Origin of the sequence: Stenotrophomonas sp. SORGH_AS_0321, from assembly GCF_031453215.1 — a bacterium.
Lineage (GTDB): Bacteria > Pseudomonadota > Gammaproteobacteria > Xanthomonadales > Xanthomonadaceae > Stenotrophomonas > Stenotrophomonas chelatiphaga.
Map to the genome: position 1 here is coordinate 2,045,296 of NZ_JAVIZG010000001.1, position 21,880 is coordinate 2,067,175.

Sequence of the window (21,880 nt, forward strand, 5' to 3'; positions counted from 1 at the left end):
AACAACCTGCACATAAAACGCACAACACCCTGCATCACGCGAAACGGCGCCTATTCTCGCCCAGTGCCCTGGACTGCGGCACTTCGAAGAGTGCATCTGGGGTGCGATGTTCACGTCTTCCTCATCCTCGAAAGAAAAACCAGCCGGCTGCATCCAGCCCGCTGTCGGCTGCGTACCTTCAGTACCCCCATTCCGGGGACGAACAGGAGAAGCAACGTGCAAGCTACTTTCAAGAAGATCGCTTTCGCCACCAGCCTCGTCGTTCTTGGTGCCTTCGCGGCCCCCACCTTCGCCGCCGATCCGCCGACGGTCGGCGGTGCGTTGATGTATCCGGCCAAGACCATCGTGGAAAACGCCAGTGCGTCCAAGGACCACACCACGCTGGTCGCCGCGGTCAAGGCCGCCGGACTGGTCGATACCCTCAACGGTGCCGGGCCGTTCACCGTGTTCGCGCCCACCAACGCCGCCTTCAACAAGCTGCCAGCCGGCACCGTGGACACCCTGGTCAAGCCGGAAAACAAGGCGGCCCTGACCAGGATCCTGACCTACCACGTGGTGCCGGGCGTGCACACCGCTGCCCAGTTGACCGCAGCGGCCACCCAGCAGGGCGGCACCGCCACGCTGAAGACGGTCCAGGGCGAACCGCTCACCTTCAAGCTGCACGAGGGCAAGTTGTGGATCGTCGACGCCAAGGGCGGCAAGGCGTCGGTCAGCACGGCCGATGTCATGCAGTCCAACGGCGTCGTCCATGTCGTTGATACGGTACTGATGCCGAAGTAAGCGCCAGCAACCGGGCGGGCGTCGAGGCGACGTCCGCACCGGCCGCGGGAAACACATGCGAACGACGCCGATGTGCCTATGCTCGGTTGAATGTCCGCACGCGAGGGGTTTGAATGAAAAAGAATACGAAGATGCTGCTGATCGTGATCGTCGGCCTCCTGGCCATCGTGGGCCCGTCGTGCATTTGGCTTGCCCGCAATGGCAATCCGGACGCCCCCCAGGAGCCGGACAAGAACGTCCACAAGGGTGCCACCCAACCCGCGGGCTGAGTCGCGCCCGCACCCAGGTAGCCGCGGTGAAGCCGCCCCGCTGGCATCCGCCCCCACCGATCAGGGACAATGGCCCCCGTCCGGGCCCTGCCGGGCCCGCAACAGCATGGACCCGCATCGAGCCGGTCACCGCTCTGCTGTCCATTCCTGGCCTAGTGCCGTTCCTTCCGGATTCGATGTGACTACCACCGCCCCACCCGCCGCGCCCGTGGCCGACGAACAGCCCCTGACCGACCGCCTGCGCGCCGCGCTGGACCTGCTGGAGGCCATCGAAGCCGACCGCAGCGTGCTGGATGCGCTGCCCGAAGCCGACCGCGTTCGCCTGCACCAGGTGGTTGCCAAGGTGTACCACCCCGAACCCAAGGCACGCCGGGCGATGCTCAAGCAGCAGGCCAAGGTCCGCCACCAGGAGAAGGTGCGCAAGGCCGAAGCCCTGCTGGAACAGACCGGTATCCGGACCCTGCGCCGCAAGCCCGTCTTCAGTACCCCGAATTACTTCCCGCCGCATGCCCCCGGACTGCACGATGCACGCAACGGCGAGGGCGCGGAGGCGGCTGCCGAGCCCGTGCATTCGCCGGAACTGCGCCACTGCTACGTGTGCAAGCAGAAGTTCACCCAGCTACATCATTTCTACGACCAGATGTGCCCGGCCTGCGCCGAGCTGAACTTCCACAAGCGGACCGAGACCGCCGACCTGCGCGGCCGCGTCGCGCTGCTCACCGGCGGGCGGGTCAAGATCGGCTACCAGGCCGGCCTGAAGCTGCTGCGCGCCGGCGCCGAGCTGATCGTCACCACGCGCTTCCCGCGCGACTCGGCTGCCCGTTATGCCGAAGAACCGGATTTCGCGGTGTGGGGCCATCGCCTGCAGGTCTATGGGCTGGACCTTCGCCACACCCCGAGCGTTGAAGCCTTCTGCAGCGAGTTGCTGGCGACCCGCAAGCGGCTGGATTTCATCATCAACAACGCCTGCCAGACGGTGCGCCGCCCGCCGCAGTTCTACGCGCACATGATGGCCGGCGAGACGGCTGCATTGCACGAGCTGCCCGAAACGGTGCGCAGCCTGGTAGGTCAGTACGAGGGCCTGCGCAGCGCGGAGCTGCTGAGCGATGCCTCGGCGATCGCCCTGCCAGCGGTGCAGGACCGCGGCCTGAACGGCGCCGATGGCCTGACCCGTGCCGCCGAGCTGTCCCAGGTGGCCCTGCTGGAAGACGAGCTGGTGGGCCAGCAGCATCTGTTCCCGGAAGGCCGGCTGGACCAGGATCTGCAGCAGGTCGATCTGCGGGGTCGCAATTCCTGGCGCCTGCTGATGGCCGAAGTACCGTCGGTGGAGCTGCTGGAAACCCAGCTGGTGAATGCGATCGCGCCGTTCATCATCAACGCGCGCCTGAAGCCGCTGATGCTGGCCACGCCGGAGCGCGACAAGCACATCGTCAACGTGTCGGCGATGGAAGGCCAGTTCTACCGCAACTTCAAGACCACCCGTCATCCGCATACCAACATGGCCAAGGCCGCATTGAACATGATGACGCGTACCTCGGCGGCGGATTACCAGAACGACGGCATCCACATGAACAGCGTGGATACCGGCTGGGTGACCGACGAAGATCCGGCGGATATCGCGGCCAGGAAGGTGCAGGAAGAGCGCTTCCATCCGCCGCTGGACATCGTGGATGGCGCTGCGCGCATCGTCGATCCGATCATCCATGGGTTCAACACCGGCGAGCACGTGTGGGGCCAGTTCCTCAAGGATTACGCGCCCACCGATTGGTAAGGCGCACATCGGTAGTGACGGCCGCTGGCCGTCTGCTTTCCCCGCTTCCGCTGCGCTCGCCGAGCATGGCTCGGCGCTACCCACCCTCCGGTAGTGACGACCGTTGGTCGTCACGTTTCCAACGTCACCGCGTGAGCGCCATCAGCTGCGCTTTGTCCTGCAGCCCGGGCATCGCGCGGATCTGGTTGCGCAGCAGGCGCAGGTCCTGCTCCCGGCCCAGCGCATCGCTCAGCCGGCGCAGCCCCTTGGCATGCTTGCCGCCATCACTGTCTGCATGATCCTTCACCAGTCCGCCGTCCAGCCGGGCCATCACCTCCAGCTGCATGCGCAGCCGCCGCACCCTGCGCCGCCAGTCATGAAGTGCCTCCAGGTCGTCGCTGTCGCGGGCACGCGCGGCGGCTTTTTTCGCTCTGCGCTGGCTGCGGGCCAAGGCACGCCGAAGATCCCCCTTGCGCACCCGCTCCCAGCGCTGCGCATCCAGCTCCAGGCCGACACGCTGGACCGCGCGCCGCTTCTTCTGGAATCCCGGATCCTGCGCACGGGCGCGCTGCAGCAGGCGGTCACGGCGGGCACTCAGCTGCGTGATGACGCTGGCCCAGCCGGGGGATGGCGCGTCGGCCTGCAACGATTGCGCGGTCTCCACCAGCACATGCGCATCGCGCAGCGCCGAAAGACCACGACCCAGGCGCTGCAGCGCACGGTCGGTGCGTTGCAGGGGCTGTTCGTCGGTTGCGAACAGCGCCAGCACCGCGCGCAGGCGCCGGATCGCCTTGCGGGCGCTGTGCACGCCCACGTGGATATCCGACCGCGTCGCCAATGCGTTGGCGATCGCCAGGCACTCTTCCTGCACCAGTTGGCGGGCGGCAGCCCCGATCACCGTGGAAGGCATTGCGTACTCCGCAGCACGACTGCCCGGCAGTCTAGCCGAGATCCCCATGGGAGCCGGCAGTCCACGGGACCTTAACCCGCGCGCCCTATCCTGCTGGCCGGGCATCGACCGCCCACCCAACAAGGAGAGTCCATGAAGAAGCTGCACGTGTCCCTGATCGCCGCCTGCCTGTTCGGCGCCAGCCCGGCGGCCTTCGCCGAAGTCGCCAACCTCACCAACAGCGCCGACGGTGCCAACCGCGAGGGCGGAATCACCGCGGTGAAGCAGAAGCTCCAGGCCGCCTGTACCGACCGCAAGGGGACGCCGGACCTGGACTCCTTCGAGGTGGTGTTCGAGAAGACCAGCGAGAACCCGAACGTGCCCAAGCCGTATTACGTGGATGGCAAGATGCAGTGCAACCTCCCCTGATTCCAGCGCGTGTCGCGCGGGTGCACCGGCTGATATAGTCGAACGAGCACGACGGGCGTGGTGCCTGTCCACGAACAACAGGGAATTGTCATGGGTCTTCGACAGGCGGTGGCAGGTGCGGTTGGCGGTGTTCTGGCCGACCAGTGGAAGGATTTCCATACCGTCCCGAACGGACTGCCGTCCACGGCAGCGCTGTTTGCCGCGGTGCCGCGTGGCACCAATGCGGGGCGAGGTTCCAACACCAGCGCCTCGACCAACATCATCAGCAACGGCTCGAAGATCGTGGTGCCTGAGGGCTATGGCCTGCTGCTGATGCAGGATGGCGCGGTCACCGCCTTCGTCGCTGAGCCGGGCGGCTATATCTGGGAATCGGACGACACCCATTCGCAGTCGATCTTCGCCGGTGACGGCCTGGTAAGTTCGCTGATCCGGCAGAGCTGGGAACGCTTCAAGTTCGGTGGCCAGCCGGGCTCCCAGCAGGCAGCCTTCTTCGTTTCGTTGAAGGAACTGCCGGACAACCGCTTCGGTACGCAATCGGAAATCTACTGGGATGACGGCTTCCTCGGCACCCAGGTCGGCGCGGTGACCCGGGGTTCGTACACCCTGAAGATCATCGACCCGATCCTGTTCGTGAAGAATTTCGTCCCCGCCAGCTACCTGCAGCCGGGCCAGGTCTTCGACTTCACCGACCTGGACAACGCGGCGGCCAGCCAGTTGTTCAACGAGGTGGTCGGCTCGCTGGCGCCAGCCTTCAGCCTGTATACCAACGACCCCGGCAAGGGCAACCGCATCACCAAGCTGCAGCAGGATTCGCTGGGCTTCGCGCAGAGCTTGTCCAGCGCGGTTGAACAGGGGTACCAGTGGAAATCCGATCGTGGCCTGGCCATTGTCAAGACCGCGATCGTTTCCATCGAGTACGACGCCAACACCCGTGAACTGCTCAAGACCGTGCAGCGCGCCGATGCGCTGGCGGGTGCACGCGGCAATTCCAACCTGCAGGCCAGCGTGGCGCAGGGTATCCAGTCGGCCGGCGAAAGTGGCGGGGCCGCCGGGCTGGTGGGCGTTGGCATGGCATCGGGGATGTTCGGTGCCGGCAGCCTGCAGCAACCGGTTGCGCCTGCCGCCGATGACACGGTGACCCAGCTGAAGAAAGCCAAGGAGCTGCTGGATCTCGGCCTCATCACCCAGGATGACTACGACAAGCTGAAAGCCAAGGCGCTGGGACTGTAAGACGCCAGGCGCCACAACGATGACCACGCCCAGAAAGCCGCCGCCCTTGCCCGGGGCGGCTCCCCCGGCCGGCCCCGGATCGCCGCAGGACATGCCGCCGCTGCCCGGCCGCCTTGCCGTGGATCCGGCCACCCTGCCCCCACCGATCCGCGACGAACTGCTGGCGCCGGACCCGGTGGCCCTGGATACGTCCGCGGCCGAGCTGAAGGACGGACTGAATCGCTGCCCCAAGTGCGGGTCCAGTGATATCCGCCATGCGCTGGGTACCGATGTGCTGGTGTGCCAGTACTGTCGCAACGAATGGCACGGCGACCGGATCGAGGAAGCATTCGGCCTGGGCGTGGGCATCGCGGACCTGCGCGGCGATGTGATCGCCTCCGGCGCGCGCGCCATCGACGCCGATGCCGCCAGCCTGATGAGCTTCAAGTGCACGGGCTGCGGCGCGGAAGTGACGATCAACACCGAGAGCACGATGACCGCACGCTGCCACTGGTGTCGTCACGTATTCGGAGTCAACGAACAGGTGGCCAACGGCGCCGTGCCTGATGCCGTGCTGCCGTTCAAGGTCAGCAAGACCGATGCGGTAGCGCGCATCCGCCAGTTCGTCGACAAGCGGCGCTTCTTCGCGCTGAAGGCGTTCAAGACAGAGTTCACGCCGGAGAATGTCATCGGCGTGTACCTGCCTTACATGGTGGTGGACAGCAACGCCAGCGCCAGCGTCGTGGGCCGCGGCGAGATCGAGACGCGTCGCTACACGCGCGGCACCGAGAAGAACAAGAAGACCTACTACGACGCAGACGTCTACCACGTGGAGCGGCAGCTCGATTTCACCGTCGACGACCTGCCACTGGAATCGTCGGCGCGGCGTGGCCGGCTGGATGTCAAGGCCAACACCAACAACGTCATCAATACCATCCTGCCCTTCGACACCAAGAATGCGTTGAAGTGGAATGCGTCCTACCTGGTGGGGTACTCGTCGGAAAAGCGCGACGTGGACATCGAGCAGCTGCGACCGCGCCTGGAAGACCAGCTGCTGTCGATCGCGCGATCACGGATGGAGCCTTCAGTGCAGCGCTATGACCGCGGCGTGCGCTGGGACATGGAGAAGGTCGACGTGCATGGCTCGCGCTGGGTGTCGATGTATGTCCCGGTGTGGCTGTACTCCTACCGCCAGCGGGGCAAGGGCATGCTGCACTACATCGCGGTGAATGGCCGCACGGGTGAAACCATGGGCAGCGTACCGGTGCAGCAGTGGAAGCTGCTGCTGGCGGCGCTGGGCGTGGGTACGGTAGTTGAAGGCGCGGTCCTCTGGTTCCTGGGAATGTCGATATGAGCAGTGATGGCGGTGGCATCGTGGCGCTGCTTGCGCTGGGTCCGGCCAGTGCAACCGCGTTGTACTGGACGCTCTACCGGTATTACCGCAATACCGACAAATCCCACGCATTCGAGCGCGAGACCGCCGTGGTCGCTGCGCCGGTCACTGGCAATGACAGGAAGGTGCACACGGTGACCGGTACCGAGCAGAGACGGATCAGCGGCGACAACGTGCACGACCATCGGCAGCGGGTGACGAAGATGTCGCCTGGGTCGTCCGCCATCGGCAGCCCGCGTACCAGCGGCTAGTCCTGCGACGGCCGCACTCACGTGGCCGTGGCGCAAGCGGCCCTACGGTAACGGACACAGCCCTGCCGAGCCTGCCGCGTGCCCTACCCCTTCCAGCCGACACGTCGCCGCTTCCTTCGCGCCGGGGCAATGACGCTCGCCGCTGCCCCCTTGCTCGCCTGCTCCACACCGGTACGCCGCGCTACCGACCCGGCTGCCGCGGGCGCTGCTTCGTTGACGGCCGACGGCGCGGACGCCGCGCTGCAGGCGGGACCGTTCCAAGGCCATCTCGGCAGCGGCGTGGTGGCATGGCACGGCATCCGTTACGCACGCGCCAGCCGCTTCGGCCTGCCTGCGGTGGAAGCGTTGCCGGCCGATCCAGTGGACTGTGCGGACTTCGGGGCAACGGCCGCACAGGCGAAGGGAGCCGGCGGAGCGCGCAGCGAATCCGACGACCCGTTCTTCCTGAATGTCTGGTCCCCCGCCGCGGATGAGGCACGGCGGCCGGTACTGGTCTGGATCCACGGCGGTGGGTTCCAGACAGGCGCGGGATCGCTCTACGTTGGCAATGAACTGGCAGCGAGCGGCGACATCGTGGTGGTGACCTTCAACTACCGCCTGGGTGCGATCGGCTTCAGCGACTTTTCCGCGCTGGGCATTCCAAACAACCGTGGCCTCCACGATCAGATCGCCGCCCTGCGCTGGGTGCGCGCCCACATCGCGCTGTTCGGCGGCGACCCGGACAAGGTGACCGTGGCCGGCGAATCCGCCGGCGCGACCTCTGTTTCGCTGCTGCTGGTGGCGCGCGGGGTGGAGCCGCTGTTCCGTGCCGCGATCCTGCAGAGCGGATCACTCAACCTGCTGCACGACCGTGACATCGCCGCGCGCCAGGCGATCCGCTACCGGGAAATCCTGGGCGACGATGCAGGCAGCCGCGCGGCGCTGGAAGCGGCGCCGGTGGCGCGTTTTCTCGATGCGCAGGCGCAGGTCGCCGCGTCGTTCCCCGGCATGATTCCGGCTGCGCCGATCTACGATGGCGAGCTGCTGCCCGCTTCGTTCGACGCCGCGCGGCTCGCCGACACGCCGCCCATTCCCCTGTTGGCCGGCGCGATGCGCGAAGAGATCCGTTTCTTCGAGCTCCCCGGCGCGCGCAGCATGCTGCTGCGCGAACGCGGCGATCTGCTGGCACAGGTCGGCTGGCTGCTGGGCAGGACCGCTGCCGGACGCATCGCCGCCACGTACCCGGACACCCGGACCGGAAACAGAAACCTGGCGACGGATGCCAACTTCCAGATGCCGACGCGCCATTTCGCCGAGCGCCACGTTGCCCGCGGCCACCGCGCCTGGGTGTACCGGTTTGACCTGGGCGGCGTGTTGCTCGGCGCGGCGCACGCGGTGGACCTGACCTATCTATGGCCGTTGAACGGGGTGGTATTCACCGCCCTGCGAGGCGGCCCGCTCAGCGGTCAGCGGCGCGCACTGGCCGAGCGCATGCGGGCGTACTGGATCGCCTTCGTGCGCAATGGTGACCCCGGCGGCAGCTGGCCGACGTATGTCCTGCCGGAGCGCCCCACGCTGATCCTGGATCGTGCGGACCGGGTTGAAAATGACCCGAACAAGGCGCGGCGCGTGGCCTGGGATGGCCAGGAGATAGAGATCGCCCGCCGGCCGCCAGACGCATCAACGTGACGCGTCACGCATTCACGTCGTCCGCTTCCTGCGCGGTCCCGATGTCCACGCCATAGGTCTTCAGGTAGTGGTCGCGGTGGGCCAGCACGTAAGGATGCAGCTCATGGAAACACGCACTGCCACCATCGTCGGGCACGCCGTAGGCCGTCAGCAGCCGGTCCCGCAGTGCCGGGGCGATGAACCGCGACACGTAGGCGCCGGGCGCATCGGGCGCGAAGGCATCCGCCCACGCCTGCTGCACCTGTTCGGCCGGGGCATGGAACATGGCGATGTCACTCCCATCGACCTCCGAGCGCCGCGCCAGCAGGTAACCATCGGCAGGCACGCGGGCCGGCTTGAAGGTGCCCAAGGTGTAGATGTAACGCGTCAGCTCGATCTCACCTTTCAGCTGTGGAAACAGCCGATACAGGTCAAACAGCATGTGGCGCGTCAGTGTCCTGGCTTCCGGGCCCTTGATCTTCAGCAGCTTTTCCACGCGGTCCCAGATGGGGAAGGTTCTCGGGGCAGCGACCAGCGTGATCTCGCGGCGCTCCAGCCGGCCGACCTTGAACAGTTCCTGCAGTACCAGATGCATGTCAGACATTGAAATACGTTCCGTTGGCCAAGGCCGCGTGCGGGCATGATAGTGGCATGCAGAGGCGATTTTGCAGAAGCGACCGCTTTGCGGTTAGGTTCAAGGCTGGTTCCTGCAGCAAGAGCGCCCCATGCCGACACCGTTTTCGATTCCCCTGCTGGCCACCAGCCTGGTCCTGCTGACCGCCCCGCACGCTGCCACCGCCCAGCGCGCAGAACCGCGTGATCCGGCCACGGACGCGTTCGAACTGATCAAGGAAGCCCCCTCCCCGGTGTTCGTCGATGCCACGGCAACCCATGTCCCGACCGCGCCCAGCCTGCATTCGACCGATTCGGTATTCGTGGACGTCAACGGCGATGGGCACCGCGACGTGGTGGTATCGGTGGAACACGGCGTCAACCGGCTCTACCTCAACGATGGCAGCGGGAAGCTGCGCTACGTCCCGGATGCGTTCGGCCGCACGATGCGTGACAACGAGCATGTGCGCACTGCGGATTTCAACGGCGATGGCCACGCCGACATGGTGTTCATCAGTGAATCCGACGAGGTGCACCAGTTGTTCCTCGGCGATGGCGAGGGCGGCTTCACCGACGCCAGCGAGCGGCTGCCCGCCGGCAGCCAGGGCAATGGACTGGCGGTGGGCGATGTGGATGGCGATGGGCTGCCTGACATCTTCATCGGCAGCACCGGCGAAACCGGCCACGGCGCCGATGCGCCTGTGCAGGCGTCGCGCAGTCTTCTTTTCCTGGGCGACGCCAGGCGACCCGGCTACTTCATCGATGCCAGCGCGACCCACCTGCCACGAGGCGATGCGCAGACCGAGGGCGTGGCGTTGGCCGACATCGATGGTGACGGCGACCTGGACGCCGTGCTGGCCAGCCCGGCACATCCCAACCGGCTGCTCATCAACGATGGCCGCGGACGCTTCAGCGACCAGTCGCACCGGCTGGAGCTGAAGGTCCCGATGGAGACCCGCGAAGTGCACGTGGCCGACGTCACCGGCGATGGCCGCCCGGACATCCTGTTCTTCAACATCACCAGCAACAACGCCGCCTGGGACAAGGATCCGCAGACGCGCCTGCTGGTCAACGATGGCAAGGGACGCTTCCGCGACGAGACCGCCGAGCGCCTTCCCGCCCACACGTTTTCCAGCTGGGCCGGGACCGTGGTCGACTTCAATCACGATGGCCACCCGGACCTGCTGGTCGGCGCGATCCAAGTGCCGGGGTTCGTACCGTTGCAGCTGCGCGCCTGGCAGAACGATGGCAGCGGCCACTTCAGCGATGTCACGCTTGCGGTGGTGCCGGGCATCACCGTGGGCCGCAGCTGGAGCATGGGCCAGGGCGACCTGGACGGCGACGGCAGGCCCGATGTGCTGATCGGCGGCTGGGGAACCCAGGCCCGGCTGTTGCTGACGGGCGGGCGCTAGGCAGCCGCCGGCTGGTCCAGCACCCGGCGTATCGCCGCGACGACGGCCAGGAAACGGTGGCGCTGGACCAGATAGCTGGCAACCAGCACCACGGCGACCACCAGTACGCCGCCGGGTGCGACCTTCAGCGCGGGAATGGCGGTAACCACGGCGACCATCAACAGCCAGCTGCCGCGCCCGATGACCTGGACCTGCCTGCGCCGCAGATCGACCACGATCTGGCCGCGCATCAGCGGCGGGTAGCGCCAGCCGAAATGCAGGCCGAAGCTTTCGCGGAACGCATGGCTTCGCTTGTCCAGCGGACGGAACACCATATCCGGCCATTTCTCCGCGGCCACTTCGCGCTCCAGGCGGTGGAAGGGAAACGCCTTCAATGCCGGATACGGCGCGGCAATGCGACGGCGGAACATCGGCACGCCCCACACCCAGTAAGGCTGCCACCATGACAGCAGCAGCATCCCTTCGATGACCACGATCGCAAGCAGCAGGACGGCCATCGCGCTTCCTTGAGGATGAAGGCGGAGTATAGCGGCGCCGCCCGGCCCTCAGGCTTCCTTCGATCGGACCCGCAGCGCGTTTGTCAGTCCTGCACGCGCTCCGCCGCCACACCTTCCAAGGTCATCTTCACCGGAAGGATCAGGCCGTTTTCATCGAACTGCATGCGGTCGATCGCGGTGGCGCGGTGATGGCGGCTGGTCTCCCCCAGCGGACGACGGTGGTAGACGATGTACCAGTTGTCCGAGCCGGGCGCGTGGATGACCGAGTGGTGGCCGGCACTGGTGGCGATGCTGGGGTCCTGCTGCAGGATCTTGCCGATGCGCTTGAACGGGCCCGTGGGCGTGTCGGCGATGGCATAGGCCACCGAATACTCCGGCTCGCCCCAGCCCCCTTCGGACCACATGTAGTAATAGCGGCCGCCGCGCTTGAACATCAGCGAGCCTTCCACATATTCCGGTGCCGGGGTGATTTCCTTGTACAGCGTGCCGTCCTCATGCGGCTGCACGCCGGTGAAATCATCCTTCAGCCGCACGATGTTGGCGTGCTTCCAGCCCCCGTAGATCATGTACCAGGCACCGTCGTCGTCCTCGAACACGAACTGGTCGATCGGCTGGGCACCATTATGGAACGTCCCGATCAGTGGCTTGCCCAGCAGGTCGCGGTAAGGACCTTCAGGCCGGTCGGCCACGGCCACGCCGATGCCGCCGGTTTCCTCGTCCGTCTTGATGTCATTGGCGGAAAAGAAGAAGTAATAGCGACCGCCCTTTTCCACCACCGCAGGCGCCCACAGCGCCTCCTTCGCCCACGGAATGCTGGCCTTGGTCAGTACGTCCGGATGCCGGGTCCAATGCACCAGGTCAGGTGAAGAAAAGGCATCGAAATGGGTCTGTTCCGCATACGGCGCGGAGGTGGTCGGATAGATCCAGTACGTGCTGCCGAACACCGCCGCTTCCGGGTCCGCATACCATCCCGGCAGGATGGGATTACCGGACATCGGCACCGCAGGCTCCTGTGGAGCTGCCGGTGCGGCGGCTGCGCCGAGCGATACCGCGGCTGCCATCATGGCGGCCACTACTGCCTTCATCTTTGCCATACCCTGCCCTCCCGTAGCGGATGGACCGAGTTTAGATCGATTCAGGCCGAGGGGCGAGCACCCGCTGAAGGACCTGCTGTTGGTGGATCCGACCCCTTCACGTCGGCGCCGCTGGTGCAGCATGGCGGCCTGCGGAAACCGCATGAACGTGGCCGGCTTCCGCACACGGAAGCGGGCATCCGGAGGGCACCCTCAGTTGTAGAGCTCGTTGACCTCGGTCACCTTGCCATCCCGGAAGATGATGTGGATGGTCTTCTGCGCCTTGTAGTACTCCCAGCGCTCTCCGATGTTGCCGCTGAAGTCGGTTTCCAGCTGGATCACCCGATCCGGCCTGCCCGCCACCTGGGTCACCTTGCCTGCAGCGTCGCCGGTACTCACCAGCTTGTTGCCGAACCGTGCACTGCCGCCTGCCATCGCCGAACCTGCGATCAGGCAGAGCACCAACATCACCACTTTCCTGTTCATTCCTTGTCTCCCGGACACCTTGGACGTGCAATGCCTGCAACTGTGCCACAACACCCGGCGGCGCTGGCATCGGCCTGCCCCCCGCCTGCAGCACGCAACATTCCCAGCACTGCCCGGCAACGATAATCTAGGCGTCCTGAATGCGTCATTCCCGTGCCTTTGCCGTGAGAACTCCTTGAACCTTCCCCCTCCCCCTGCCCCCCACGCCGAGCGCGACGCCGAGCGGGTCAAGCTGGCGCTCGCTGCCGGGGCGATCGTCGGCACCTGGTTCTGGGATGTGACACACGACAGATTGACCGTCGATGATGCGCTGGCGCATGCCTTCGGCCTGGAGCCGGCCGCCGTACAGGGCGAGCTGCGCCTGGACCAGGTGGTGTCCACCGTCCACCCCGAGGATCGCGCAGGGCTGGAGCAGGCGATCGCCGCCGCCCTGCGGCGTGGCGGCCGCTACTCCCATCAGTACCGCACGCGCGGCAATGATGGCCAGTACCGCTGGATAGAAGCGGTGGGCCGGGTCGACCTGGATGCCGACGGCCGCGCCGTCGGTTTTCCCGGCGTGCTGATCGACATCGACGAACGCCGGCGGCTGGAGTCCGAGCGCGACCAGGCGCAGGTCCTGTTGCGCTCCTTCGTCGAAGCAGCGCCCGGCGTGGTCTACGCGAAGGACCGCCAGGGCCGCCTGCTGATCGGCAATCGCGGCACGACCGAACTGATCGGGCTGCCACCGGAGCGCTACATCGGTCGCACCGATGCCGAGCTGCTCAGCGACCCGGTGCAGGCTGCGGCGGTGATGGCCGCCGACGAACGGGTGATGGCCAATGGCCGCAGCGAACAACTGGAAGAAGAAGTGAGCTTCCCTGACGGGCGGCGCGCCGTCTGGCTGTCGACCAAGGCTCCGCTGCGCGATGCCGACGGCAGCGTCGTCGGCCTGGTCGGAACCTCGTTGGACATCACCGACCGCAAGGCGGCGGCCGCTGAACACCAGGAGATCGAAGAGCGCTACCGGCTGGCCGCACGGGCCACCAACGATGCGATCTGGGACTGGCGGATGTCCGATGGCCACGTCGTCTGGAACGAAGCGCTGTGTGCCCTGTTCGGCCACGCACTGACCGAAACCACCGCGCAGTGGTGGCTGGACCATATCCATCCGGACGATCGCCAGCGCGTGGACGCCCATATCCATGCGGTGATCGCCAGTGAGACCTCGTCGTGGACCGGCGAGTACCGCTTCCGCCGCGCCGATGGCAGCTATGCGGTGGTGCTGGACCGCGGCACCGTGCTGCGCGGCGCCTCGGGCGAGCCGCATCGCATGATCGGCGCGATGCTGGACCTGACCTCGCGCAAGGCCGCCGAGGCCGCGTTGGCTGAAAGCGAGGAGCGCCTGCGTTTCGCCACCGAAGCCGGTGACATGGGCTTCTGGGACGTGGACCTGGTGCACGACGTGCTGATCTGGCCGCCACGCACCAAGGCGATGTTCGGCATTTCGGCCCACGTGGACGTATCCCTGCAGGATTTCTACGGCGGACTGCATCCGGATGACCGCGCCGAAACCAGCGCTGCGTTCGCGGCCGCTGCCGACCCTGCCCTGCGCGCGCTCTACGACGTGGAGTACCGCACCGTGGGCAAGGAAGATGGCGTGGTGCGCTGGGTGGCGGCCAAGGGCCGGGGCCTGTTCGAAGGCGACCGCTGCGTGCGCGTGCTGGGCGTGGCCATCGAGGTCACCGCGCGCCGGCTGGCCGACGCGCGCCTGAAGGAACTGAACGAACACCTCGAAGCCCGCGTGCTGGAGGAGGTCCTGGAACGTACGCGGGCAGAAGAGGCGCTGCGCCAGAGCCAGAAGATGGAGGCCGTGGGCCAGCTGACCGGTGGCATCGCGCATGACTTCAACAACATGCTGGCCACGGTGATCGGTCCGCTGGACCTGCTGGCAGCCCGCCTCGGCGACCAGGATCCACGCGCCAAGCGCTACATCGACATGGCGATGGACGGCGCCCGCCGCGCCGCGCAGCTCACCCAGCGGCTGCTGTCGTTCTCGCGCCAGCAGCCCCTGCAGCCGGTACCGGTGGATGCCAACCGGCTGGTGGCCGGCATGTCGGACCTGCTGGTGCATTCGCTGGGCAGCAGCGTACGCCTGGAAACCGTGCTGGCCGCTGACCTGTGGTCCACCTTCGCCGATGCGAACCAGCTGGAAAACGTGATCCTCAACCTTGCGGTCAACGCACGTGATGCGATGCCCGGCGGCGGCCGGCTCACGGTGGAGACGGCCAACTGTGCGCAGGAGGATGCCAGCGCCGGCAGCGTTCCGGCAGGCGACTACGTGCTGATCGCGGTGGCCGACAATGGCAGCGGCATGTCGCCGGAGGTGATGGCCAAGGCCTTCGAACCGTTCTTCACCACCAAGAAAGTCGGCCAGGGAACCGGACTGGGGCTTTCGCAGGTGTACGGCTTCGTCAAGCAGTCCGCCGGACATGTGCGCATCGAGTCCGGGATCGGCCGGGGTACGACGGTCAAGCTCTATCTTCCGCGGCTGATGGCGGTTGTCGAACCGCTGCCTGAAACGACGTCGGACGATGCGTTGGGGGTGGTGGGTGGACAGGAGTTGGTGCTGGTGGTGGAAGACGAGCCCGGCGTGCGCCAGTTTTCCATCGATGCCCTGACCGAGCTCGGCTATCCGGTGCTTGCCGCCGATGGGGCGGCGGCGGCGCTGAAGCTGCTTGATGCCCACCCCGCCGTGGCGCTGTTGTTCACCGACGTGGTGATGCCGGAAGTCAACGGACGCGAACTGGCCGACGAAGCGCTGCGACGCCGGCCGGAGCTGAAGGTGCTGTTCGCCACCGGCTACAGCCGCAACGCGCTGGTGCAGGACGGCATGCTGGACCCCAGTGTGCAGATGATCGGCAAGCCGTTCACCGTGGACGAGCTGGCCATGCGCGTGCGCGCAGCGCTTGGCTGACCACCAGCAGGCGCCGAGCGTGTCTCGGCGCTGCCGAAGGATCGGTCAGGGGGTGGTCGGTGCGGGCGGTTGCACCGGCGTCTCGGCCGGCGCGGGTGCCGTGGCCGTGTCCGGGGTGACGCGCCAGATCGTGTTGGCCAGGTCATCGGCCACGATCAACGCACCGCGCGGATCGACGGTGACACCGACCGGGCGACCACGGGTCAGCCCATCTTCGCCGCGGAAGCCGGACACGAAGTCGATCGGCTCACCGGCCGGGCGGCCGTCACGGAATGGCACGAAGACCACCTTGTAGCCCACCGGCGGGTTGCGGTTCCAGCTGCCGTGCTCGCCGACGAACACGCCATCGGCGAACTTCGCGCCCATGGTCGGCCCGGAGAACGAAACGCCCAGCGCGGCCACGTGCGAGCCCAGTGCGTAATCCGGGGCGATGGCACTGGCCACCTTCGCCGGATCCTGCGGCATCACGCGATCGTCCACGTTCTTGCCCCAGTAGCTGTAAGGCCAGCCGTAGAACGCGCCTTCCTTCACCGACGTCAGGTAATCCGGTACCAGGTTGGGACCGATCTCATCGCGTTCGTTGACCACCGCCCAGACCGTGCCGGTACCCGGCTGGATCGCCAGCGCGGTGGGGTTGCGCAGGCCCGTCGCATAGGTCTTGTGGGCACCGGTCTGCGCGTCGATCTGCCAGACCACCGCGCGATCCACCTCGGCGGCCATGCCACGTTCGGTGATGTTGCTGTTGGAGCCGATGCCCACGTACAGGTAGCGGCCGTCGGCGCTTGCGGCCAGCGACTTGGTCCAATGATGGTTGATCGCCGAAGGCAGTTCGGTGACCGTGGTCGGTGCTGCGCTTGCCTGGGTCTGCCCATCGACATAGTCGAAACGCACCAGCGCGTCCTGGTTGGCGACATAGATCACGTTGCCGATCATCGCCAGCCCATACGGTGCGTTGAGCTTGTCGGCGAACACGGTCTTCATCTCATACACACCATCGCCGTCGGCATCGCGCAGCAGGGTCAGGCGGTTGCCACTTTTCACGGCGGTGTTGCCCTTGGCCTTGATCTTGCCGGCGATGACATCCTTCGGCTTGAGCTTGGGCGCATTGCCGCCGCGGCCTTCGGCCACCAGGATGTCACCGTTGGGCAGCACCAGGGTCTGGCGCGGAATCCCCAGTTCGGTCGCAATGGCGGAAATACGGTAGCCGGCCGGAACCGTGGGCACGGTATCGCCCCAGGCAGTCGGTTTGGCGATGGTCATGTCCGGCATGAGGTCGCGCTTGGGCGCGGGCATGTCCGGCGTGGCGCCGTACTGGTCCATCTGCGGCGCCTTGCCACCGCAGGCGGCGAGCGCGGTGGCCAGCACCGAAACCGAGAGAACCTTGATCATCTGGCGGCTCATCGGACACCTCCCACGCGCAGGGTGGAAAGGCCGATCCAGGTGGCGACCAGTGCCAGCAGCGTGCCGATCACCGTCATCACCAGCCCACCGGGCATGACCGCCCATGCATCGCGCGCATGGTGCAGCGAATTGAAGAAACCGAGCACCCAGGTGACCGCCAGGACCACCACATAGGCCAGGCCGTGACGATGACGGGCCAGGCCGATGACGCCGGCCAGCAGGGCCAGCGTGGTCATCACCATCGCGCCGACCAGCAGCCAGGCAGCGAAATTGCTCCACTGGATTTCATGGCTGCTCCAGTAGGCGTAGTCCGCCAGCAGCGTCGCCAGGAACAGCGGCAGCACGCCGCCGAGCACGGCAGCATGAACGGGGTGGATCACCCACGCTCGATGAAGGGAGGGGCTGGATGCCATTGAGAGGTGCTCCTGGGTACGGTGGAAGGTGACCCAGATGCTGCCATCAGCCCCTGCTAGGGATTGTGATGCCCGCTGCGCCGGCTGATATTCCGCTGGCCGAGCGTTTCGGTCAGGTAACTTTTCAGCTCCTCGATCTCGTACGGCTTGCTCAGGAAAGGCACGTCGCGGTGGGCCACCGGGACCACGCCCTTGTACACGGCCGACAGGAAGAAGAACGGGATGCCGCGCGCCTTCAGCGCATCGGCGACGGAGAACACGACGCCGTCGCGCAGCTCGACATCAAGCACTGCCGCATCGAAGACTTCATCGTCGATGGAATGCAGTGCATCGGACAGCGAATACGCCTGTTCGACGCCATAGCCTTCGCCGTTGAGAATAGTCTGTAGCAGCGTGGATAGTTCGATTTCGTCTTCGACGACCAGGATTCGCGGTGCCGCCGAGGGGGTAGAATTTGTGATGGTCATGACATCCGTGACACGTTTTCGTGGCTTCAGTGTCGCTCCCGTATTGGATCGAAAGTGTGACGGCCGAGCCCGGCCGTCTTCACAACACGTGTCGGTGATGCTCGAAGTTCCGCTTACTCCACCTCGGTCGGATCGTGCGCCGCCTCGTCGTGCTCGGTGCGCATCTTCTCGATATCCCGCCGCACCTTGGCGACCTGCGTTGCCGTCACGGCAGGCGCCTTGTTGCCGAAACTGCCGCGCAGGAACGTGCCCAGTTCGGCCACGTCGGCATCGCTCAGGCGCTCGGCGAAGCCGGGCATGCCCAGGTTGGAGGGCGCATGCACGGTGCTCGGCATCTCGCTTCCTTCCAGCACCAGCCGCACCAGCGTGGTCGGATCCTTGGCCAGGATCGTCGAGTTTCCGGCCAGGCTGGGGAACACCCGCGGATAGCCCTCGGCATCACTGCGATGGCAGGCCGCGCAGTTGTCCACGTAGAGTTCGGCGCCACGGCTGTTGTTGACCCCCGCTCGCAGTTCGCTGGCGGTCTGCGGATTGGCCACAAAGGAAGACGGGTCCTGCTGGGTGGCAGGCAGGCTCTTGAGGTACGCCGCGATCGCGCCGAGGTCGGCATCGGTCAGGTGCTGGGTGCTGTGCTGGACCACGTCGGCCATCGGCCTGCCGACGACCGCATGGCGCTCGCTGCGCCCGGTCTTCAGCACGTCGATGATGTCCTGCCGGCTCCAGTTGCCGAGTCCATCGGCCTTGTTGCCACGCAGGTTGACCGCCAGCCAGCCATCGATCACCTGGCCGCCGGCGAGGTACTCGGCGCCGGACTCGTCCATCGCCTTCTCCTGCAGGGTGAGCGCGCGCGGGGTGTGGCAACTGCCGCAGTGGCCAGGGCCCTGCACCAGATACGCGCCGCGGGCGATTTCCTCGTCGGGGTAACTGCCCTGCATTTTTCCTGCCTGCGCAGGATCCGGGCCGAACTGCTTGCGCCAGATCGCCAGCGGCCACCGCATCGACAACGGCCAGCGGATGCCGGCTGGGCGATTTTCCGCCTGCGCAGGTGCCACGCCGTGCATGAAATAGGTGTACATCGCCTCGATGTCCGCATCGGTCAGGCGTACGTAGGAGGGATACGGCATCGCCGGATACAGGGTGTCGCCGTGCGGGGTGATGCCATGGCGTACCGCGCGGTCGAAGTCATCCAGGCTGTACTCGCCGATGCCGGTTTTCCGGTCGGGCGTGATGTTGGTGCTGTAGATGGTGCCGATCGGCGAAGCGATCGGCAGGCCACCGGCGAACTCGGCACCGCCTGGGGTCGAATGGCAGGCCACGCAGTCGCTGGCGGTGGCCACGTAGCGCCCGCGTTCGATCATCGCGGCACGCTCCATGCCCGCCGACGCGGTGACCGGACGGGTCTCGGTGGGCAGCCTGGCGTAGACGAGCACCGCCAACAGCACCAACAGGGCGAGCGCCAGCAGGATCAGCAGGATCTTCTTCATGCCCGCGCCCTCATGCCTGGACCAGCGGGCCGGGATCGGCCAAGTACTTGTCGCGGATCGCCTTGGCCGCCCAGTAGGCCAGCGCGCCGACCATGCCGGTCGGGTTGTAGCCGTTGTTCTGCGGAAACGCGTTGGCCCCGATGGCGAACACGTTCGGCACGTCCCAGGACTGCAGGTAGCGGTTCAACGCGGAGTCTGCCGGTGTATGGCCCATGATCGCGCCGCCGCAGGTGTGGGTGCTCTGGTATTTGGTGATGTCGTAGTGGCTGCCGTCCTTCTTCGCATCACCGGACACCGCGATCGGATTGAGGATCCGGCTCATCTCCAGCGCTTTGTCGACCAGGAACTGTGAGGCCTTGATCTCGTTGTCGTGCCAATCGAAGGTCATGCGCAGCAGTGGACGCCCGAACGCATCGCGGTAGGTGGGATCCAGGCTGAGGTAATGCTGGCGGTAGGACATGCAGGCGCCCTGCACTTCGTAATAGAACGAATGGCGGAACGAATCCACCGCGGCCTGCTTCCACTTGCTGCCCCAGGAGGGCGTGCCGGGCGGTACGTTGATGCCGCGCACCGGGCCCGCGCCCGGTTGCCGCGCCCAGACCAGGCCGCCGCCAACGAACCCGGCCTTGCCGTTGTCCAGCTGGTTGCCGTTGAGGTCGTCCATGGTGGCGCCGGCACCGCCGATGCCGATGAAGCCATTGGCCTGCACGCTCTTGTCGAAGAACAGCACCACCCGGTTGAGGTTCTGGTAGGAGTAATTCTTGCCGACGGTGCCCAGCCCGGTCTGCGGGTCATACGGCGTGCCGATGCCGGACACCAGCATCAGGTGGACGTTGATATAGGAGAACGCGCACAGCAGCACCAGGTCGGCCGGCTGTTCGATCTCGCGGCCGGTCGCATCCAGGTAGGTCACGCCGGTGGCCTTCTTGCCGGTGCTGTCCAGGTTGACCTTCAGCACCTGCGCATGGGTGCGCAGTTCGAAGGTGTCGCGCTGCCGCAGCACCGGCAGGATGCAGGCGTTGGGACTGGCCTTGGAATAGTTCAGGCAGCCGTAGTCACTGCAGAACCCGCAGGCGTTGCACGGGCCCATCTGGCAGCCATACGGGTTGGTGTAGGCGCGCGAGGTGTTGGATGCGGGAATGGGATACGGATGCCAGCCCATGCCCTCGGCCGCCTTGTAGAACATTTCCGCGCCCAGGTAGTCCGGGTTGGGCGGCAGCGCGAACTCGCGGCTGCGCGAGCCTTCGAACGGATTGCCGCCCGGCTGCAGCACGCCATTGATGATGCCCGCCGTGCCGGACGTGCCGCAGACATATTCGAAGTGGTCGAAGTGCGGCTCCAGGTCCTCGTAGCTGACCGGGAAATCCTGGATGGTCATGTCATCGGGAATGAAGCCGCGGCCGTAGCGCTGTTCCATGTTGCTGCGCAGGCGGAAGTCTTCCGGCAGCGCGCGGAAATGGCAGCCGGACCAATGGCTGCCGGCCCCGCCGACGCCGGTACCGGGCTTGAACGAGCCCATCTGCCGGTAGGGCACGGCGGTATCGGCGGCCTTGTGGCGGATGGTCAACGTATCCTGGGCCAGGCTCTGCAGGTATCGCCGGTGCACCGACCCTTCCAGCTCGTCCACCACGTTGGGATAAGCAAAATCAGGCTGCGTATCGCGGTCGCCGCCGCGCTCCAGCGCCACTACGTGCAGTCCGGCATCGGTGAGCTCCTTGGCCATGATCGCCCCGGTCCAGCCCATGCCCACGATCAGGACATCCACTTTCGGTTTGCTGATCGCCATGCTCAGCCCCTCCGTCCGGACAGATCGACCGGTCCCAGCGGATAGGGCTTGTCACGCACGCTGATCCAGTCGATATAGTCGGCGCGCATGCCCGGGTAGCCGATCATCTTCCACGCGCCCATGTCCTTGTTGCCGCCGTACTTGGGGTCGGCGAAGTAGCCGTTCTTGACCTCGTTGAGCAGGTTGCTGAAGAACACCTTGTCGCCGATTTCCTCCAGCCCGAGCTTGCCATCCTGGGCCTGGGTGAGCAGCTGCTCCTGCTGCTCCACCGTCAGTGCGGCGAAGCCCTTGCCGTCGAACGCCCTGCGGCAATGCGCGTCCATCGCCGCAATGCCGACCTTGAGGATGTCCCTCAGCGCCAGCCGACCCTGGTAGCCGAATTCGGACGGCGCCTCCAGGAACGGACCCTGCATGTACCAGATCGCACCGCTGGCGTATGGGGTCTGCATGTGGCGGTCGAGGAATTCCGGCACCCCCGACTCCACTGCCCCGGGGCCGATGTCATCGGCAGGGATCAGGCGATCACACGCGGCCACCACGAACGCCCACTCCGCTGCGTTGAAGAAAGCCGGTTGGTAGGGCGTGCTGTCCTGCGCCGGCGATGCGCCGGCCGCCGCTCCCTTCGGCGCTTCCTTGCAGGCGGGCAGCGCGGCGACTACCGGAACCAGGGTCAAGGCTT

General features: G+C 66.3%; 21 protein-coding genes. 10 read left to right on the plus strand and 11 right to left on the minus strand.

All coding sequences use genetic code 11. The annotated features are described in order from the left end of the window. Positions 1-216 precede the first annotated feature (216 nt). From QE373_RS08895 to QE373_RS08905, 3 genes are all read left to right on the plus strand, one after another. Positions 217-780: a fasciclin domain-containing protein gene (locus QE373_RS08895; protein WP_309685602.1), complete on the plus strand. Its 564-nt coding sequence runs from the start codon at positions 217-219 to the stop codon at positions 778-780. Positions 781-911: 131 nt separating this feature from the next. Then, positions 912-1,049: a hypothetical protein gene (locus QE373_RS08900; protein WP_309685604.1), complete on the plus strand. Its 138-nt coding sequence runs from the start codon at positions 912-914 to the stop codon at positions 1,047-1,049. Between the two features lie 178 nt (positions 1,050-1,227). Then, positions 1,228-2,820 (plus strand): SDR family oxidoreductase, encoded by a 1,593-nt coding sequence (locus QE373_RS08905; RefSeq protein WP_309685605.1) that lies wholly within the window; start codon positions 1,228-1,230, stop codon positions 2,818-2,820. A gap of 124 nt (positions 2,821-2,944) precedes the next feature. Here the strand turns inward: QE373_RS08905 and QE373_RS08910 are convergent, their stop codons facing one another. Next, positions 2,945-3,709, minus strand: coding sequence for a CHAD domain-containing protein (locus tag QE373_RS08910; protein WP_309685607.1), 765 nt, complete (start codon positions 3,707-3,709; stop codon positions 2,945-2,947). A 132-nt stretch (positions 3,710-3,841) separates the two neighbouring features. Here QE373_RS08910 and QE373_RS08915 point away from each other — a divergent pair, with 132 nt between their 5' ends. The 5 genes from QE373_RS08915 (at position 3,842) to QE373_RS08935 (ending at position 8,638) form a co-directional block, all read left to right on the plus strand. Then, positions 3,842-4,117, plus strand: a complete 276-nt coding sequence (locus QE373_RS08915) for a hypothetical protein (protein WP_309685609.1) — start codon at positions 3,842-3,844, stop codon at positions 4,115-4,117. 90 nt (positions 4,118-4,207) lie between these two features. Continuing rightward, positions 4,208-5,347, plus strand: a complete 1,140-nt coding sequence (locus QE373_RS08920) for an SPFH domain-containing protein (RefSeq protein ID WP_123699148.1) — start codon at positions 4,208-4,210, stop codon at positions 5,345-5,347. A 19-nt stretch (positions 5,348-5,366) separates the two neighbouring features. Next, entirely contained in the window at positions 5,367-6,680 is a 1,314-nt protein-coding gene (locus tag QE373_RS08925; RefSeq protein WP_309685612.1) for a TFIIB-type zinc ribbon-containing protein, read from the plus strand. After that, positions 6,677-6,970 (plus strand): hypothetical protein, encoded by a 294-nt coding sequence (locus QE373_RS08930; RefSeq protein ID WP_309685614.1) that lies wholly within the window; start codon positions 6,677-6,679, stop codon positions 6,968-6,970. Before QE373_RS08925 ends, QE373_RS08930 begins: the two co-directional genes overlap by 4 nt. 129 nt (positions 6,971-7,099) lie before the next feature. Continuing rightward, positions 7,100-8,638 carry a carboxylesterase family protein gene (locus QE373_RS08935; RefSeq protein ID WP_309685617.1) on the plus strand — a complete coding sequence of 513 codons (1,539 nt, stop codon included), beginning with the start codon at positions 7,100-7,102 and terminating at the stop codon, positions 8,636-8,638. A 4-nt stretch (positions 8,639-8,642) separates the two neighbouring features. Here the strand turns inward: QE373_RS08935 and QE373_RS08940 are convergent, their stop codons facing one another. Continuing rightward, positions 8,643-9,221, minus strand: a complete 579-nt coding sequence (locus QE373_RS08940) for a hypothetical protein (protein ID WP_309685618.1) — start codon at positions 9,219-9,221, stop codon at positions 8,643-8,645. Positions 9,222-9,342: 121 nt separating this feature from the next. On the opposite strand from QE373_RS08940, the gene QE373_RS08945 reads away from it, so the two are divergent. Next, entirely contained in the window at positions 9,343-10,641 is a 1,299-nt protein-coding gene (locus QE373_RS08945; RefSeq protein WP_309685620.1) for a VCBS repeat-containing protein, read from the plus strand. Here QE373_RS08945 and QE373_RS08950 read toward each other — a convergent pair. From QE373_RS08950 to QE373_RS08960, 3 genes are all read right to left on the minus strand, one after another. Next, on the minus strand, positions 10,638-11,138 hold the full coding sequence (locus QE373_RS08950) for a hypothetical protein (RefSeq protein WP_309685622.1): 501 nt from the start codon (positions 11,136-11,138) through the stop codon (positions 10,638-10,640). The genes QE373_RS08945 and QE373_RS08950 overlap by 4 nt on opposite strands. 83 nt (positions 11,139-11,221) lie before the next feature. Then, positions 11,222-12,232 (minus strand): glycoside hydrolase family 43 protein, encoded by a 1,011-nt coding sequence (locus QE373_RS08955; RefSeq protein ID WP_309685625.1) that lies wholly within the window; start codon positions 12,230-12,232, stop codon positions 11,222-11,224. A gap of 192 nt (positions 12,233-12,424) precedes the next feature. Next, positions 12,425-12,697: a hypothetical protein gene (locus QE373_RS08960; protein WP_309685628.1), complete on the minus strand. Its 273-nt coding sequence runs from the start codon at positions 12,695-12,697 to the stop codon at positions 12,425-12,427. A gap of 175 nt (positions 12,698-12,872) precedes the next feature. Between QE373_RS08960 and QE373_RS08965 the strand changes: the two genes are divergently transcribed. After that, entirely contained in the window at positions 12,873-15,650 is a 2,778-nt protein-coding gene (locus QE373_RS08965) for a PAS domain-containing protein (RefSeq protein WP_309685629.1), read from the plus strand. A 45-nt stretch (positions 15,651-15,695) separates the two neighbouring features. Here the strand turns inward: QE373_RS08965 and QE373_RS08970 are convergent, their stop codons facing one another. The 6 genes from QE373_RS08970 to QE373_RS08995 all read right to left on the minus strand — a co-directional run bounded on the left by QE373_RS08970 (position 15,696) and on the right by QE373_RS08995 (position 21,875). After that, on the minus strand, positions 15,696-17,051 hold the full coding sequence (locus tag QE373_RS08970) for a sorbosone dehydrogenase family protein (RefSeq protein WP_309685631.1): 1,356 nt from the start codon (positions 17,049-17,051) through the stop codon (positions 15,696-15,698). Beyond that, the gene (locus tag QE373_RS08975; protein ID WP_309685633.1) at positions 17,048-17,464 is read right to left on the minus strand and encodes a DUF2231 domain-containing protein; all 417 of its coding nucleotides are present in this window, start codon (positions 17,462-17,464) and stop codon (positions 17,048-17,050) included. The genes QE373_RS08970 and QE373_RS08975 overlap by 4 nt, the downstream gene beginning before the upstream one ends. Positions 17,465-17,520: 56 nt before the next feature. Continuing rightward, a complete protein-coding gene (locus QE373_RS08980) occupies positions 17,521-17,931 on the minus strand; it encodes a response regulator (protein WP_309685635.1) in 411 nt (136 codons plus the stop codon). Positions 17,932-18,044: 113 nt separating this feature from the next. Beyond that, the gene (locus QE373_RS08985; protein WP_309685637.1) at positions 18,045-19,415 is read right to left on the minus strand and encodes a cytochrome c; all 1,371 of its coding nucleotides are present in this window, start codon (positions 19,413-19,415) and stop codon (positions 18,045-18,047) included. Between the two features lie 10 nt (positions 19,416-19,425). Beyond that, the gene (locus tag QE373_RS08990; protein WP_309685639.1) at positions 19,426-21,201 is read right to left on the minus strand and encodes a GMC family oxidoreductase; all 1,776 of its coding nucleotides are present in this window, start codon (positions 21,199-21,201) and stop codon (positions 19,426-19,428) included. 2 nt (positions 21,202-21,203) lie between these two features. Further along, entirely contained in the window at positions 21,204-21,875 is a 672-nt protein-coding gene (locus QE373_RS08995) for a gluconate 2-dehydrogenase subunit 3 family protein (RefSeq protein WP_309685641.1), read from the minus strand. Between the last annotated feature and the right edge of the window lie 5 nt (positions 21,876-21,880).